This window comes from Streptomyces parvus (assembly GCF_014648875.1).
In the GTDB taxonomy this organism is placed as follows: Bacteria; Actinomycetota; Actinomycetes; order Streptomycetales; family Streptomycetaceae; genus Streptomyces; species Streptomyces parvus.
In genome coordinates this window covers 132,274-145,960 of sequence record NZ_BMRY01000008.1, presented here as the reverse complement: position 1 = coordinate 145,960, position 13,687 = coordinate 132,274, and the positions used below count along the sequence as shown (strand labels likewise).

The following is a 13,687-nucleotide window of genomic DNA, read 5'->3' as shown; positions in this document are numbered from 1 at the left end:
CGCCGATCACCACCCCTGATTCGTCGAAATCCGCTGTTCAACGGCTTGCCCCGGCGGTTTCGGCGGACATAACGTGCGCCCCCGGTGCATGCGTGACGAGCCGCCATCGCCTTTCTCAGAGCCGGAGCGTCAACCGATGAAAACGTTCACCGCCACTTCGAGGGAGGGCCGATGGGAATCGAAGTAGTCGTCGAAGGCCTGACGAAATCCTTCGGCAAGCAGAACATCTGGCAGGACGTCAGCCTCACCCTGCCCGCCGGTGAAGTGAGCGTCATGCTCGGTCCTTCCGGAACCGGAAAGACCGTCTTCCTGAAATCCATCATCGGGCTTCTGAAGCCCGAACAGGGACGCGTCCTCATCAACGGCGTCGACATGGTGAACAGCCCGGAACGCGACATCATGGAGACCCGGAAACTCTTCGGCCTCATGTTCCAGGACGGGGCCCTCTTCGGCTCGATGTCGCTCTTCGACAACATCGCCTTCCCGCTGCGCGAGCACACCCGCAAGAAGGAATCCGAGATCCGTCGCATCGTGATGGAACGCATCGACATCGTCGGACTCCTCGGCGCCGAGGGAAAGCTGCCGGGCGAGATATCCGGCGGTATGCGCAAGCGGGCCGGCCTCGCCCGCGCCCTCGTCCTGGACCCCCAGATCATCCTCTGCGACGAGCCGGACTCCGGCCTCGACCCGGTCCGCACCGCCTACCTCTCGCAGCTCCTCATCGACCTCAACGCGCAGATCGACGCGACGATGCTCATCGTCACCCACAACCTCGACATCGCGGCGACCGTCCCCGACAACATGGGCATGCTGTTCTGCCGCAACCTCGTCACCTTCGGCCCCCGCGAGGTGCTGCTCACCAGCGACACCCCGGTCGTCTCCCAGTTCCTCGCCGGACGCCGCGAAGGGCCCATCGGGATGTCCGAGGAGAAGGACGCCGCCACCCTCGCCGCCGAACAGCAGGCCGACACCGCACCGCTGCCCACCGGGCCCCGCACCGTCGTCCCCCAGCTGGAGCCCTCGCCCGGAATGCCCGTACGCCAGGGAGCGCTGCGCCGGCGCGAGCGGGTCATGTCGATGCTGGGCCAGCTGCCGGAGGCCGCCCGTACGGCGATCCTCGACAGCTACGCCCCGGCGGCGGGAGGTGCGCGCGCGTGACCGCCCCGATGCCGGTGCGGCCGCCCGAGCCGCCCGAGAAACCCCCGCCGGCCACCTCCGGGAAGGCCCCCGGGAGGGCCCCCGCCCAGCGCAGGCCCACCCGGCTGCTCGCCCCCCTCCGCGAGACCGGGAAGCTGTTCGCGCTCGCCGTCGCCGTGGCCCGGGCCATCTTCCGCAGACCGTTCCAGGTGCGGGAGTTCATCGAGCAGTTCTGGTTCGTCGCGAGCGTCACCATTCTGCCCGCCGCCCTCGTCTCCATCCCGTTCGGCGCGGTCATCGCCCTCCAGGTCGGCTCCCTCACCCAACAGCTCGGCGCCCAGTCCTTCACCGGCGGCGCCAGCGTCCTCGCGGTGATCCAGCAGGCGAGCCCGCTCATCGTGGCGCTGCTGATCTCCGGCGCCGCCGGCTCCGCGATCTGCGCCGACCTCGGCTCCCGCAAGATCCGTGAGGAACTCGACGCGATGGAGGTCATGGGCGTCTCGCCCATCCAGCGCCTCGTCGTCCCCCGGGTGCTGGCCACCATGCTCGTCGCCGTCCTGCTCAACGGGCTGATCTCGGTGGTCGGCACGCTCGGCGGCTACTTCTTCAACGTGATCATGCAGGACGGCACCCCGGGCGCCTACCTCGCGAGCTTCTCCGCCCTGGCCCAGCTGCCCGACCTCTACATCAGCGAGTTCAAGGCCCTGATCTTCGGCTTCATCGCGGGCATCGTCGCCGCCTACCGGGGCCTCAACCCGCGCGGCGGCCCCAAGGGCGTCGGCGACGCGGTCAACCAGTCCGTCGTCATCACCTTCATGCTGCTGTTCTTCGTGAACATGGTCCTCACGGCGATCTACCTCCAGATCGTCCCCGCGAAGGGGAGCTGACCGATGGCCATGCTGAACTGGCTCGACCGGTCGGGCGACCAACTCACCTTCTACGTACGGGCACTTGTCTGGATCCCGCGTACCCTGCGCCGCTATCTGCGCGAGGTGCAGCGGCTGCTGGCCGAGGTCGCCTTCGGCAGCGGCGGACTCGGCGTCATCGGCGGCACCATCGGCGTGATGATCGCGATGACCCTGTTCACCGGCACGGTCGTCGGACTCCAGGGGTACGCCGCCCTCAACCAGATCGGCACCTCGGCCTTCACCGGGTTCGTCTCCGCCTACTTCAACACCCGGGAGATCGCCCCCCTGGTCGCCGGGCTCGCCCTCTCCGCCACCGTGGGCGCGGGCTTCACCGCCCAGCTCGGCGCGATGCGGATCAACGAGGAGGTCGACGCCCTGGAGGCGATGGGTGTCCGGTCCATGCCCTACCTCGTCACCACCCGGATCATCGCCGGAGTCGTCGCGATCATCCCGCTGTACGCGATCGGGCTGCTCTCCTCGTACGTCGCCTCCCGCTGGATCACCATCTTCTTCAACGGCCAGTCGGCGGGCACCTACGACCACTACTTCAATCTCTTCCTCTCCCCGCAGGACGTCCTGCTGTCGGTGCTCAAGGTGCTGATCTTCAGCGTGCTGGTGATCCTCGCCCACTGCTACTACGGCTTCCACGCCACCGGCGGCCCGGCCGGCGTGGGGGTCGCGGTCGGCCGCTCGGTGCGCAACGCCATCGTGCTCATCAGCGTCACCGACTTCTTCCTCTCGCTCGCCATCTGGGGCGCCACGACGACGGTGAAGGTGGCCGGCTGATGCGCACATCCAGCACCCGCACCATCCGCCGCCGCCTGGCCGGAGTCGCCTTCCTGCTGGTGCCCGCCGTCCTGGTGTGGGTCTCGGTCTCCGTGTACGAGAAGGACTTCACCGACGACGCCACCGTCACCGTCCGCACCGGATCCGTCGGCAACGAGATGCACACCAACGCCGATGTGAAGCTCCGGGGCGTCGTCATCGGACAGGTCCGCTCCATCGCCACCGACGGCGACGGCGCCCGCCTCACCCTGGCCATCGACCGCGACAAGCTCGGCCGGGTCCCGGCCGACGTCACCGCCCAGATGCTGCCGACCACCCTCTTCGGCGCCCGGTTCGTCGCACTCGTCCCGCCCCGCATCCCCGCGGCCACCACGCTGCGGGCCGGGGCCGTCATCCCGCAGGACCGCTCCAGCAACGCCATCGAACTGGAACAGGTCCTCGACAACGTCCTGCCGCTGCTGACCGCCGTGAAGCCCGAGAAGCTCTCCGCCACCCTCAACGCCGTCTCCCAGGCGCTGGAGGGGCGCGGTGAACGCCTCGGCGAGACGCTGACCACGCTGGACCACCACCTGGAGAAGTTCAACCCGCAACTCCCCACCCTCAACGCCGACATCAAGGAACTCGTCAAGGTGAGCACGCTGTACGCGGACGCCGCGCCGGACGTCCTCGACGCGCTGAGGGACGCCACCGTCACCAGCTCCACCCTCGCCGACGAGGAGGCGCGGCTCGCCGCCCTGCACGGCACCACCACGGCCGCCGCCCAGGACGTCACCTCCTTCCTGCGGAAGAACAAGGACAACCTCATCCGGCTCTCCGCCGCGAGCAGGCCGTCCCTCGAACTCCTCGCGGAATACGCCGAGTCGTTCCCCTGCACCCTGCGCACCCTGGCCGGCTTCGTGCCCGCCATGGACAAGGCGCTCGGCAAGGGAACCGACGAGCCGGGGCTGCACGTGTCGGTCAAGTCCGTTCCCTCGAAGGGGAAATACGTCCCCGGCCGGGACGCCCCCGTCTACAACGCCACCGGTGGCCCGACGTGCTACTCGGTGCCGTACGTCGGCAAGCACGCCCCGACCGCCGACACCCGCCGGGCCACCGACGTCACCGCACCCCCGCCCGCCCGGGACGACGACGGCGACGGCAGCGACACCGCGCTCGGACTGCCCAACTCGCCCCAGGAGTCCCAGCTCGTGAACGAACTGGTCGCCCCCTCGCTGAAGGTCCCGCCGGGGGACCTGCCCGACTGGAGCAGCGTGCTCATCGGCCCGGCCTTCCGAGGTGCGGAGGTGAAACTCAAGTGAAACGCCGCTCGCTCGCGGGACCGATCGCCAAGTCCCTCGTCTTCATCGTCGTGACCGTGCTGGCCACCACCGTCCTCGGGCTCTCCATCGCCAACACGGGCGTCGGCGACACCACCACGTACAAGGCACGGTTCACCGACGCCACCGGCCTCATCCCCGGCGACAGCGTCCGGATCGCCGGGGTGAAGGTCGGCCAGGTCGAATCCGTGCGGGTCGCCGACCGGCGCGTCGCCGAAGTCGCCTTCGCCGTACGCAAGGGCCGCGACCTCCCCGCCTCGGTGACCGCGTCCATCAAATACCTCAACATGGTTGGCCAGCGGTACGTCGACCTCGACCAGGGCGCCGGGCCCGTCGGCCGGACCTTCGCGCCCGGCGACACCATCCCGCTCTCCCGCACCACCCCGGCCCTCGACCTCACCCAGCTCTTCAACGGCTTCCAGCCGCTCTTCGAAGGGCTGTCGCCGCCCGACGTCAACCAGCTCGCCGGCTCCATCGTCCAGGTCCTCCAGGGCGAGGGCGGCACCGTCGACAGCATCCTGCGGCACGTCGGATCGCTCACCACGACCGTCGCGGCGAAGGACAAGGTGATCGGTGAGGTGATCACGAACCTCAACACCGTCCTCAAGACGGTCAACGACCGGGAGGAGGGCTTCGACGACCTCGTCGTCACCCTCCAGAAACTCGTCACCGGATTCTCCGGCGACCGCAAACCGCTCGGCGAGGCCATCACCGCGATGGGCGCGCTCACCACCGTCACCGCCGACCTCTTCCAGGACGGCCGGAAGCCCCTCAAGGACGACATCCGCCAACTCGGACGTCTCAGCGGCCAGTTGGAGAAGGGCACCCCGCAGATCGAGAACTTCCTCCAGAAGACCCCGGCCAAGATGGCGGCCATCAGCCGGCTGACGTCCTACGGATCGTGGCTCAACCTCTACCTCTGCGAGGCCAAGGTCAGCGGCGTCACCCACGACGACGGCAGCAAGCCGCCCACCGGCATCGCGATCACCCAACCGAGGTGCCTGGCATGAGAATCACCCCCATCCGGGAACGCAACCCGGTCGCCGTCGCCGTCGTCGGACTCCTCGTCCTGACCCTCGTCGGCCTCACCGCCTGGCGCGCCGACTCCCTGCCCTTCGTCGACAACGGCACCACCTACAGCGCCGACTTCACCGAATCCGCCGGACTCGACGACGGCGACGAGGTGCGCATCGCCGGAGTGAAGGTCGGCGAGGTCACCGGCGTCTCCCTCGACGGCGCGAAGGTCCGCGTCGACTTCCGGGTAAAGGACGCCTGGATCGGCGACTCCTCCACCGTGGGCATCGCCATCAAGACGCTGCTCGGCGAGAAGTACCTCGCCGTCGACCCACTCGGCGACGCCCCGCAGGACCCCGGCTCCCGTATCGCCGCGAGCCGCACCACCTCCCCGTACGACGTCACCCAGGCGTTCAACGGACTCGGCGAGACCATCGGAGAGATCGACACCGACCAGCTCGCCAAGAGCTTCGAGACGATCTCCGCCACCTTCAAGGACTCCCCGCCCCACGTCCGCAACGCCGCGAACGGGCTCTCCGCCCTCTCCCGCACGGTCTCCGAACGCGACGCCCAGCTCGCCACCCTCCTCAGCAGCAGCAAGAAGCTGACGAAGACCCTCGACGGGAAGAAGAGCAGCTTCGAAACGCTCCTGGAGGACGGAAACCTGCTGCTCGGCGAGGTCCAGGCCCGCCGCGACTCCATCCATCTGCTGCTCACCGGCACCCGCGACCTCGGCACCCAGCTCACCGGACTCGTCAAGGACAACGACAAGCAGCTCGGGCCGACCCTGGCCTCCCTCGGCCGGGTCACCGCAGTCCTGGTGAAGAACCGCAAGAGCCTGGACAAGGTCCTCGCCACGACCGGCTCCTACAGCCGGCTCGTCGGCAACACCCTCGGCAGTGGGCGCTGGTTCGACAACTACGTCTGCGGCGTCGTGCCCAAGAACTACCTCCCCGCCGGCACACCCCCGGGGACCGGATGCATGCCACCGAGGCAGCAAGGGGGCCGCTGACATGAGACGCACCCGCATCACCGGCATCGGCGCCGGACTCGCCCTCGTCGCCGTCGTGGCCGCCACCGGCGTGAGCGCCCTGGAGGAGGACGGCAAGACCACCGTCACCGCCTACTTCGACCGGGCCACCGGCGTCTACGCCGGATCAGACCTGCGGATCCTCGGCGTCAGGGTCGGCACCGTCGACTCCGTCGAGCCGCGCGGCAAGGAGGTGAAGGTCGTGCTCCGCCTCGACCGGGGCATCGACGTCCCCAAGGACGCCCACGCCGTCGTCGTCGCCCCCAGCCTCGTCGCCGACCGCTACATCCAGCTCGCCCCGGCCTACGACGGCGGCCCCCGCCTCGCGGAGGGAGCGGTGCTGCCCGCCGCCCGCAACGCCACCCCCGTCGAGGTCGACGAGCTGTACGCCTCCATCACCGAGCTGTCCACCGCGCTCGGCCCCAACGGGGCCAACGCGAACGGGGCGTTCGCCCGGCTCCTCGACACCGGGGCGAAGAACCTCGACGGCAACGGCAAGGCCATCGGCGACTCCATCGAACAGTTCGGCAAGGCCACCAAGACCCTCGACAAGAGCAGCGGCGACCTGTTCGACACCCTGAAATACCTCCAGGGCTTCACCACGATGCTCAAGAAGAACGACGGCAACGTCCGCAGCGCCGAGCAGCAGCTGAACACGGTCACCACCTTCCTCGCCGACGACAAGAAGAACCTCAGCGCCGCCCTCAAGGAGCTCGGGACCGCCCTCGGCCGGGTCAAGACCTTCATCGCCAAGAACCGCGGCTCGCTCAAGAAGAACGTCGAGGCCCTCGTGCCGATCACCCAGACGCTCGTGGACCAGCGCGCCTCGCTCGCCGAGGCGATGGACACCCTGCCGCTCGCCGCGGGCAACGTCCTCAACGCCTACGACCCGGCCAACCGCACCCTCAACGGGCGGACCAACCTCAACGAACTGTCCATGGGCGGACCGCTCGTGGAGCCCGGGGCCGCAGCCGCGGCGAGCCGGCTCACCGGCCTCGCCCCCGTCGACCAGACCCGCCGCAAGGCGCTGCCCGTCCTGCCGCTGCCGGAGGTCGGCACGGTCTACGGCACCCCCGAGAAGCAGCCCGGCAAGCCCGGCAAGGCGGACAAGGCCCCTCAGGCAGGCCCGTCCGGCGAGACCGGCCGGCAGAAGGGGGCAGGGCGATGAACGACGAGATCCGGCGCAGACCCGCCGCACGGGCGGCCGTCGGCGCGGTCGCGCTGCTCGCCACCGGCGCGCTGATCGCCCTGGTCGTGGTCCGCCCCGACGCCCCCTCCTTCACCGGCATCGAGCAGATCCCGCTGCCCGGCGGCGCGGACCTCGGCGACCGGCCGTACGAGGTCACCGCCGAGTTCGGCGACGTCCTCAGCCTCGCCCCGCAGTCCTCGGTCAAGGTCAACGACGTCTCCGTGGGGCGCGTCACGAAGATCGCTCTCGCCCCGGACGGCTGGCGGGCCCGGGTCACCATGCAGGTCAACGGCAAGGTCGAGCTCCCGGCCAACGCCTACGCCCGGCTCGAACAGTCCAGCCTGCTCGGCGAGAAGTTCATCCAGCTCGCCCCGCCCCCCGAGGGCACCGCCCACGGCACGCTCGCGAGCGCCGGCCGCATCCCCGTCTCCCGCACCAACCGGAACCCCGAGGTCGAAGAGGTCTTCGGGGCCCTGTCCCTGCTCCTCAACGGGGGCGGCGTCAACCAGCTCAAGACCATCACCACCGAGCTGAACAAGGCGCTCGCCGGACAGGAACCGCAGATCCGCTCCGTGCTCAACCGGGTCGACACCCTCGTGACGAACCTGGACGAGAACAAGGGCGACATCACCCAGGCGCTCGACGGCGTCAACCGGCTCGCCACCACCCTCGCCACCCGCAAACAGGACGTCGGCACCGTCCTCACCGGGCTCAGCCCCGGACTCAAGGTCCTGGAGAAGCAGCGCGGCTCCCTGCTCACCATGCTGCGCTCCCTCGACACCCTCTCCACGGTCGCCGTCGACACCATCAACCGGAGCAAGGCCGACATGATCGCCGACCTCAAGGCGCTCGCCCCGACCCTCAAGGCGCTCGCCGACTCCGGCCAGGACCTCCCGAACTCGCTCCAGGTGCTGCTGACCTACCCCTTCACGGACGAGGTGCTGCGCGGCGTCAAGGGCGACTACCTCAACGTCTACCTGGACGTGACGGCCATGCCGGGCACGCAGATCATCCCGGCCCTCACCCCGGACCCCCCGGGGATTCCCCAGCCTCCGGCCGAGGGAGAGGAACCGGCCGCCCCGGCCAGGGGCGCGCTGCCACTCCCACTGCCGCTGCCCGCCGTGTCGGGCACGCCGAAGAGCACCGCTCCGGGCACGCCGAAGACCACGAAGGAGGCGACACCGTGATCACCCTCGCCGTCCGGCTGAAAACCCTCGCCTTCCTCGTCATCGCCGTCCTCGTCCTCGGCTACCTGGGCGTCCGTTACGCCGATCTCGGCCATTACATCGGACTGCGCAGCTACTACACCGTCACGGTCCAGCTCCCGCAGACGGGCGGCCTCTACACCCACTCCAACGTCACCTACCGGGGTGTGTCCGTGGGCCGCGTCGGCCCCATCGAGCTGACCGAGGACGGCGTCGAGGCCGAGCTGCGGATCGAGAAGGACGCCCCGAGGATCCCGGACAGCCTCACGGCGGTCGTCGCCAACCTCTCGGCGGTCGGCGAACAGTACGTCGACCTGCGGCCCACCCGCACGGAGGGCCCCTTCCTGGGCAACGGCTCGGTCATCGACGAAGCCGACACCACCATCCCCGCACCCCCCACCGACGTGCTCACGAGCGTCGACGACCTGGCGAGCTCGGTGAACCTGGAGAGCCTGCGGACCGTCGTCGAGGAGTTCGGGGCCGCCTTCGAAGGGCGCGGCGACGACCTCCAGGTCCTGCTGGACACCAGTGGCGACTTCATCGAGGCAGCGGACAAGGCCCTTCCGGTCACCACCCGGCTGATGGCCGACGGCGAGCAGGTCCTGCGCACCCAGGCCGAACAGGGCAAGGCGCTCAAGGGCTTCGCCAAGGGGGCCAAGGAACTGGCCGCCGAACTCAAGGGCTCCGACGGCGACCTGCGCCGCCTCATCGCGACCACCCCGGACGCTGCCCTCCAGATCAGCGGACTGCTGCGCGACGTGGATCCGGCCTTCGGCGTCGTCGTCGCCAACCTCCTCACCACATCGGAGGTGGCCGTCACCCGCCAACGCGGCCTGGAGGAACTCCTTGTGAAACTCCCCGCCGTCGCCGCCGCCGGGGCGAGCGCGGTCGACGACGACGGCGCCCGGTTCGGGATGTCCGTCACCTTCTTCGAACCCCTGCCCTGCACCGCCGGATACGGCGGCACGGTCTACCGCAACGGCCTCGACACCTCGGCCGGGCCCGCCGTGAACACCGCCGCCCGCTGCACGTCCTCGCCCGGCACCGGCATCAACGTCCGGGGCAGCGCCAACGCCCCCAAGGGCGGCCCCGTGCCGAAACCGGCCGTCCCGGGCTCGATGAAGCTGCCCGGAGCCGTGGACGGCGCCGCCGCGACATCCCAGCCTCCGGCCGAGGGCATGGCCCGCCTGCTGGGCCTGGGAGGCGGCTCATGACCCCCCGCACCCGGCACCTGGGCGGCTGGGCCGTCCTGCTCGTCGCCGCCCTGGTCTGCGGCCTGGGAGCCTGGTCGTACGGGCAGGCGCGCGGCGACCGCTCCCTGTCCTACGCGAAGGCCCGCGACACGGCCCTCGCCGAGGGCAGAGCGCACCTGGCGACGCTGAACAGCCTGGACGGCGAGAACGCGCGGCGGGTCGACGACGGGTTGCGGGCCTGGCTGGACTCCTCCACCGGTCCGCTCCACGACGAGCTGGCGCGGACCCGTGAGGCCGACGCGAAGTCCCTCACGGCGGCGGGCGACACGGCCCGCGGCAAGGTCACCTCGGCGGCGCTCACCGCACTGGACGAGCGCACCGGTACGGCGGAGCTGATCGCCACCGTGGACGTCGAGGTCACGCCGCGCTCCGGCGCGGCCGGCACCCAGCGCAAGCGGTTCGGGGCGACCCTCGCCCGTACGGCCGACGGCTGGAAGGTCAAGGCACTCACGGCGATCGGGACGGGTGGCGGCCGATGAGCGCGATCGGAGGAACGACGACGGTGAGCGGCGATGCCGCCCTCGACCCCGAGGCCGAGGAGACCCGAACGGGCACGCCGGACCCGGAAGACGGCACGGACGTGTCCCGCCGCCGGTGGCCGCGCGTCCTCGGCGCCCTGCTGACGGTCGCCCTGATCGCCACGGGCGGCGCCCTGTACGCCGAAGGGCGCCAGCTGCGCGACACCCCGGCCACGGCGAACCTCGCGCTCACCGACGCGGAGGCGACCACCCGCGTCACGGGCGATGTGAGCAGCGCGCTCAGCAAGGTCTTCTCGTACGGTCCCGGGGCCACGGCCACGACGAGGGCGGCAGCGGAAGAGGTCCTGGCGGGCAAGGCGCTCCAGCAGTACGCGGCGCTGTTCGGCCAGGTCGAGCGGCAGTCCGCCGACCAGAAGCTGACGCTCACCACCGAGGTCGTCCGGTCCGGTGTGACCCGGCTGACCGACGACAGCGCACACCTCCTGGTCTTCCTCGACCAGGTCTACGAACGCCGGGGCCGCACCCCCACCACCGCCTCCGCGCAGCTCACGGTGGTCGCCGAACTGCGCGACGGGCGCTGGTGGATCGTCGAGATCGGCTCCACATGACGGCGGCCCGGAGGCGATGGCGGACGGGCCCGGTTCGGCAGGCAGGGGAGAGGCAGCACATGGCACGGCGGCGGACGACGACAGTGAGCACCGGGACGAGCGGGACCAGGGGAACGAGCAGGACCACCGGGACGAGCGGGACCAGGGGAACGAGCAGGACCACCGGGACGAGGAACCCGACTCTGCTCGCCGCCCTGGCCCTGGTGGTCTGCGCGGCCGGAGCCGCGGGCTGGGGCGGCTGGCAGCGCTACGAGGCCTCGCACGACGACGCGGCGTCCTTCGCGCAGGCGCGGGACGACGCGCTGGCGGCGGGGGAGCAGGCCGTGCAGAACATGAACACCCTGGACCACAAGGAGCTGGAGCAGGGGCTCGACAGCTGGGAGCAGTCCACCACCGGCGACCTGCGTCGCCAACTCGTCGACGGGCGGGACGATTTCGCCCGGCAGATCGCCGAGGCGAAGACGGTGAGCACGGCGAAGGTCCTCTCCGGCGCGGTGACCGAACTGGACGAACGGGCGGGCCGGGCAGGGGTGATGGTCGCCCTGCGGGTCACCGTCACCGCGCCCAAGGGTGAACCGGCCGTGAAGGAGAGCCGGTTGCTCGGAACCCTCACCCGGACCTCCGGGGGGTGGAAGCTCAGCGCGCTGGGCCAGGCGCCCGTCGGCTCCACGGGCGGCTGACCTCCGCGCCGCACCCCGCCCACCCGTACGCCCCGGAGAGGACCCACCCATGTCGACGACCCGTCACCTCGTCAACCGCCGCCGCCGGCTGGCCACGACCCCTTCGCGTACGCCGGGAGCCGGGGCGGAACCGGCGTACGGACAGCCCGAGGCCGGTCAAGAACCGGAGGCAGCGGCAAGCGCCGCCCCGAACACCGACACCGCTGACGACAGCCGCGCGGACGAGGCTCCCCGGCCGTCCCGCCTCCGCGTCACCCTGCCCGCCGTGCTCTGCGCGCTCACCGTGCTCCTCGGGGCCGTCGCCGTCTGGGCGTTCGCCTCGGCGAGCAGTCTCCGCGACGAGCCCGCCCGGCAGAACGCCGCGCTCACCGACATCGGCCGCACCAGCGAGGTGAAGGGCCGGATCAGCGAGGCGGTCGGCGCGGTGTTCAGCTACGACTACGCCTCGCCCGCCCGGTCCGACCGCGCGGCGAGCACCTATCTGACCGGGCGGGCCGTGCAGCAGCACAAGGACATGCTCGCCGACGTACGGGAGCAGGCCCCGAAGCAGAAGCTCGTGCTCACCACCACCGTCACCGAGAGCGGGGTCGAGTTCCTCGACGGCGACCGGGCCCGGCTGCTGATCTTCGCCGACCAGAGCAACACCCGTACGGGCAAGGACGAGGAGACGACGTACGCGGCGGCCATGTTCGCCGTGGACGCCGTCCGCCGCGGGGACACCTGGCTGATCGCCGCCATCGACACGTTCACCCGCTGACACCCGGAGAGGGGAGTCCACATGAGGTTCGACCGCACCGTGCGCCGCCGGCTCGGCGCCACGGCCACCGCCGTCGCCGCGATGACCGCGCTCACCGCGTCCCAGGCCCCGGGGTTCGCGGTGCCCGAGCCCCGGAAGGAGAAGGCGGCGGCCTCCGACGACGTGGTGTGGACCGAGGTGCCGGGGGACGACGTCTACCACACGGAGTTACCGCCGTTGCGGTCCCCGAAGCCGCCCGAACTCCTGAAGCCCGGGAAGAAGCCCGACCCCCTCGTGGTCCGCGCATGGTCGGAGGCGGGCGTCCCCGCCACCGTGCTGGCCGCCTACCGCAGGGCCGAGAGCGCGGTGGACCGCAGCGACCCCGGGTGCGGGCTGCCGTGGCAGCTGCTCGCGGCGATCGGCAAGGTCGAGTCCGGGCAGGCGTCCGGCGGGCGGGTCGATACGCGCGGGACGACCCTCGCGCCGATCCTCGGCCCCGCGCTCGACGGCAACGGCTTCGCCCTGATCCGGGACACCGACGGCGGGGCGTACGACGGCGACGGTACCTACGACCGGGCCGTCGGGCCCATGCAGTTCATCCCGTCCACCTGGGCCGCCTGGGGAGCGGACGGCAACGGCGACGGCCGCAAGGACCCGAACAACATCTACGACGCGGCGCTGGCCGCCGGGCACTACCTCTGTGCCGGGTCCCGCGATCTGACCCGCCGCTCCGACCTGGACCGGGCGATCCTCAGCTACAACCACTCCGACACCTATCTGCGGACGGTGCTGTCCTGGCTGGAGTTCTACCGCGACGGCAGCCACCCGGTCGCCGACGGCGAGGGCGTCCTCCCGGTCAGCCCCGGCCCCGGCGGGAAGACCCGTCCCAAGGCGCCCGTCGGCGGCCCCGGTGCTCCGGAGCGCCCCGGCAAGGGCGACGGAGGAGTCGTCGTCGGCCCGCAGCCGACCCGTCCGCCGAGCCCGAGCCCCACCCCTCCGCACCCCACGAAGCCCGGCTCCCCGAGCCCCACCCCGGGCCCGACCGACCCCGGACCCACCGACCCCGGCCCCGACCCCACCGACCCCGGCCCCGACCCGACAGACCCCGGTCCCACGGACCCGGGCCCCAGCCCCGACCCGACCGGTCCCACCGCACCGCCCGACCCCGGCGGGACCGACCCGGGCTGCCCGGGCGAAACGCCGTCCCCGTCCCCGGCGGACCCCTCGCCGTCCGATACGGCCTCGGGCGACCAGGACGAGCCTGACGATCCGTGCGTACCGGGGGAGGAAGCCGCGGTCTGAGTCACGCCCATTCCCTCCCGTCGGCCGGGAGGGCCGAATCCCGC

Annotated in this window: 14 protein-coding genes; all 14 read left to right on the top strand. The window is 71.2% G+C overall.

The features are described from left to right. Window positions 1–171: 171 nt before the first annotated feature. The 14 genes from IE140_RS24270 to IE140_RS24205 are packed head-to-tail and all read left to right on the top strand — an operon-like array spanning window position 172 to window position 13,643. Window positions 172–1,158: an ABC transporter ATP-binding protein gene (locus IE140_RS24270; RefSeq protein ID WP_150198723.1), complete on the top strand. Its 987-nt coding sequence runs from the start codon at window positions 172–174 to the stop codon at window positions 1,156–1,158. Further along, the gene (locus IE140_RS24265; RefSeq protein WP_189460691.1) at window positions 1,155–2,024 is read left to right on the top strand and encodes an MlaE family ABC transporter permease; all 870 of its coding nucleotides are present in this window, start codon (window positions 1,155–1,157) and stop codon (window positions 2,022–2,024) included. The genes IE140_RS24270 and IE140_RS24265 overlap by 4 nt, the downstream gene beginning before the upstream one ends. A 3-nt stretch (window positions 2,025–2,027) precedes the next feature. After that, entirely contained in the window at window positions 2,028–2,831 is an 804-nt protein-coding gene (locus tag IE140_RS24260; protein ID WP_032762725.1) for an MlaE family ABC transporter permease, read from the top strand. Beyond that, window positions 2,831–4,129, top strand: a complete 1,299-nt coding sequence (locus IE140_RS24255) for an MCE family protein (protein ID WP_150197697.1) — start codon at window positions 2,831–2,833, stop codon at window positions 4,127–4,129. The genes IE140_RS24260 and IE140_RS24255 overlap by 1 nt, the downstream gene beginning before the upstream one ends. Next, window positions 4,126–5,157, top strand: a complete 1,032-nt coding sequence (locus tag IE140_RS24250) for an MCE family protein (RefSeq protein ID WP_010072759.1) — start codon at window positions 4,126–4,128, stop codon at window positions 5,155–5,157. The genes IE140_RS24255 and IE140_RS24250 overlap by 4 nt, the downstream gene beginning before the upstream one ends. After that, window positions 5,154–6,173, top strand: a complete 1,020-nt coding sequence (locus tag IE140_RS24245) for an MCE family protein (RefSeq protein WP_093437626.1) — start codon at window positions 5,154–5,156, stop codon at window positions 6,171–6,173. The genes IE140_RS24250 and IE140_RS24245 overlap by 4 nt, the downstream gene beginning before the upstream one ends. 1 nt (window position 6,174) lies before the next feature. Further along, on the top strand, window positions 6,175–7,359 hold the full coding sequence (locus tag IE140_RS24240) for an MCE family protein (protein WP_150197698.1): 1,185 nt from the start codon (window positions 6,175–6,177) through the stop codon (window positions 7,357–7,359). Continuing rightward, window positions 7,356–8,567: an MCE family protein gene (locus tag IE140_RS24235; RefSeq protein WP_150197699.1), complete on the top strand. Its 1,212-nt coding sequence runs from the start codon at window positions 7,356–7,358 to the stop codon at window positions 8,565–8,567. The genes IE140_RS24240 and IE140_RS24235 overlap by 4 nt, the downstream gene beginning before the upstream one ends. Further along, window positions 8,564–9,799, top strand: a complete 1,236-nt coding sequence (locus IE140_RS24230) for an MCE family protein (RefSeq protein WP_150197700.1) — start codon at window positions 8,564–8,566, stop codon at window positions 9,797–9,799. Before IE140_RS24235 ends, IE140_RS24230 begins: the two co-directional genes overlap by 4 nt. Then, on the top strand, window positions 9,796–10,317 hold the full coding sequence (locus IE140_RS24225) for a hypothetical protein (protein ID WP_093437616.1): 522 nt from the start codon (window positions 9,796–9,798) through the stop codon (window positions 10,315–10,317). The genes IE140_RS24230 and IE140_RS24225 overlap by 4 nt, the downstream gene beginning before the upstream one ends. Next, a complete protein-coding gene (locus IE140_RS24220; protein ID WP_225682066.1) occupies window positions 10,314–10,925 on the top strand; it encodes a hypothetical protein in 612 nt (203 codons plus the stop codon). Before IE140_RS24225 ends, IE140_RS24220 begins: the two co-directional genes overlap by 4 nt. Before the next feature lie 59 nt (window positions 10,926–10,984). Next, on the top strand, window positions 10,985–11,605 hold the full coding sequence (locus tag IE140_RS24215; RefSeq protein ID WP_491590465.1) for an Rv1363c family protein: 621 nt from the start codon (window positions 10,985–10,987) through the stop codon (window positions 11,603–11,605). Between the two features lie 49 nt (window positions 11,606–11,654). Next, complete coding sequence (locus IE140_RS24210) at window positions 11,655–12,362, top strand: hypothetical protein (protein WP_093437609.1); 708 nt, start codon at window positions 11,655–11,657, stop codon at window positions 12,360–12,362. 21 nt (window positions 12,363–12,383) lie between these two features. Further along, window positions 12,384–13,643, top strand: coding sequence for a lytic transglycosylase domain-containing protein (locus tag IE140_RS24205; RefSeq protein ID WP_189460689.1), 1,260 nt, complete (start codon window positions 12,384–12,386; stop codon window positions 13,641–13,643). Window positions 13,644–13,687: the final 44 nt, after the last annotated feature.

Coding starts and splice junctions, on each gene's coding strand:
- IE140_RS24270 (WP_150198723.1), top strand. CDS start 172: ATGGGAATCGAAGTAGTCGTCGAAGGCCTGACGAAATCCTTCGGCAAG.
- IE140_RS24260 (WP_032762725.1), top strand. CDS start 2,028: ATGGCCATGCTGAACTGGCTCGACCGGTCGGGCGACCAACTCACCTTC.
- IE140_RS24255 (WP_150197697.1), top strand. CDS start 2,831: ATGCGCACATCCAGCACCCGCACCATCCGCCGCCGCCTGGCCGGAGTC.
- IE140_RS24245 (WP_093437626.1), top strand. CDS start 5,154: ATGAGAATCACCCCCATCCGGGAACGCAACCCGGTCGCCGTCGCCGTC.
- IE140_RS24240 (WP_150197698.1), top strand. CDS start 6,175: ATGAGACGCACCCGCATCACCGGCATCGGCGCCGGACTCGCCCTCGTC.
- IE140_RS24235 (WP_150197699.1), top strand. CDS start 7,356: ATGAACGACGAGATCCGGCGCAGACCCGCCGCACGGGCGGCCGTCGGC.
- IE140_RS24225 (WP_093437616.1), top strand. CDS start 9,796: ATGACCCCCCGCACCCGGCACCTGGGCGGCTGGGCCGTCCTGCTCGTC.
- IE140_RS24220 (WP_225682066.1), top strand. CDS start 10,314: ATGAGCGCGATCGGAGGAACGACGACGGTGAGCGGCGATGCCGCCCTC.
- IE140_RS24215 (WP_491590465.1), top strand. CDS start 10,985: ATGGCACGGCGGCGGACGACGACAGTGAGCACCGGGACGAGCGGGACC.
- IE140_RS24210 (WP_093437609.1), top strand. CDS start 11,655: ATGTCGACGACCCGTCACCTCGTCAACCGCCGCCGCCGGCTGGCCACG.
- IE140_RS24205 (WP_189460689.1), top strand. CDS start 12,384: ATGAGGTTCGACCGCACCGTGCGCCGCCGGCTCGGCGCCACGGCCACC.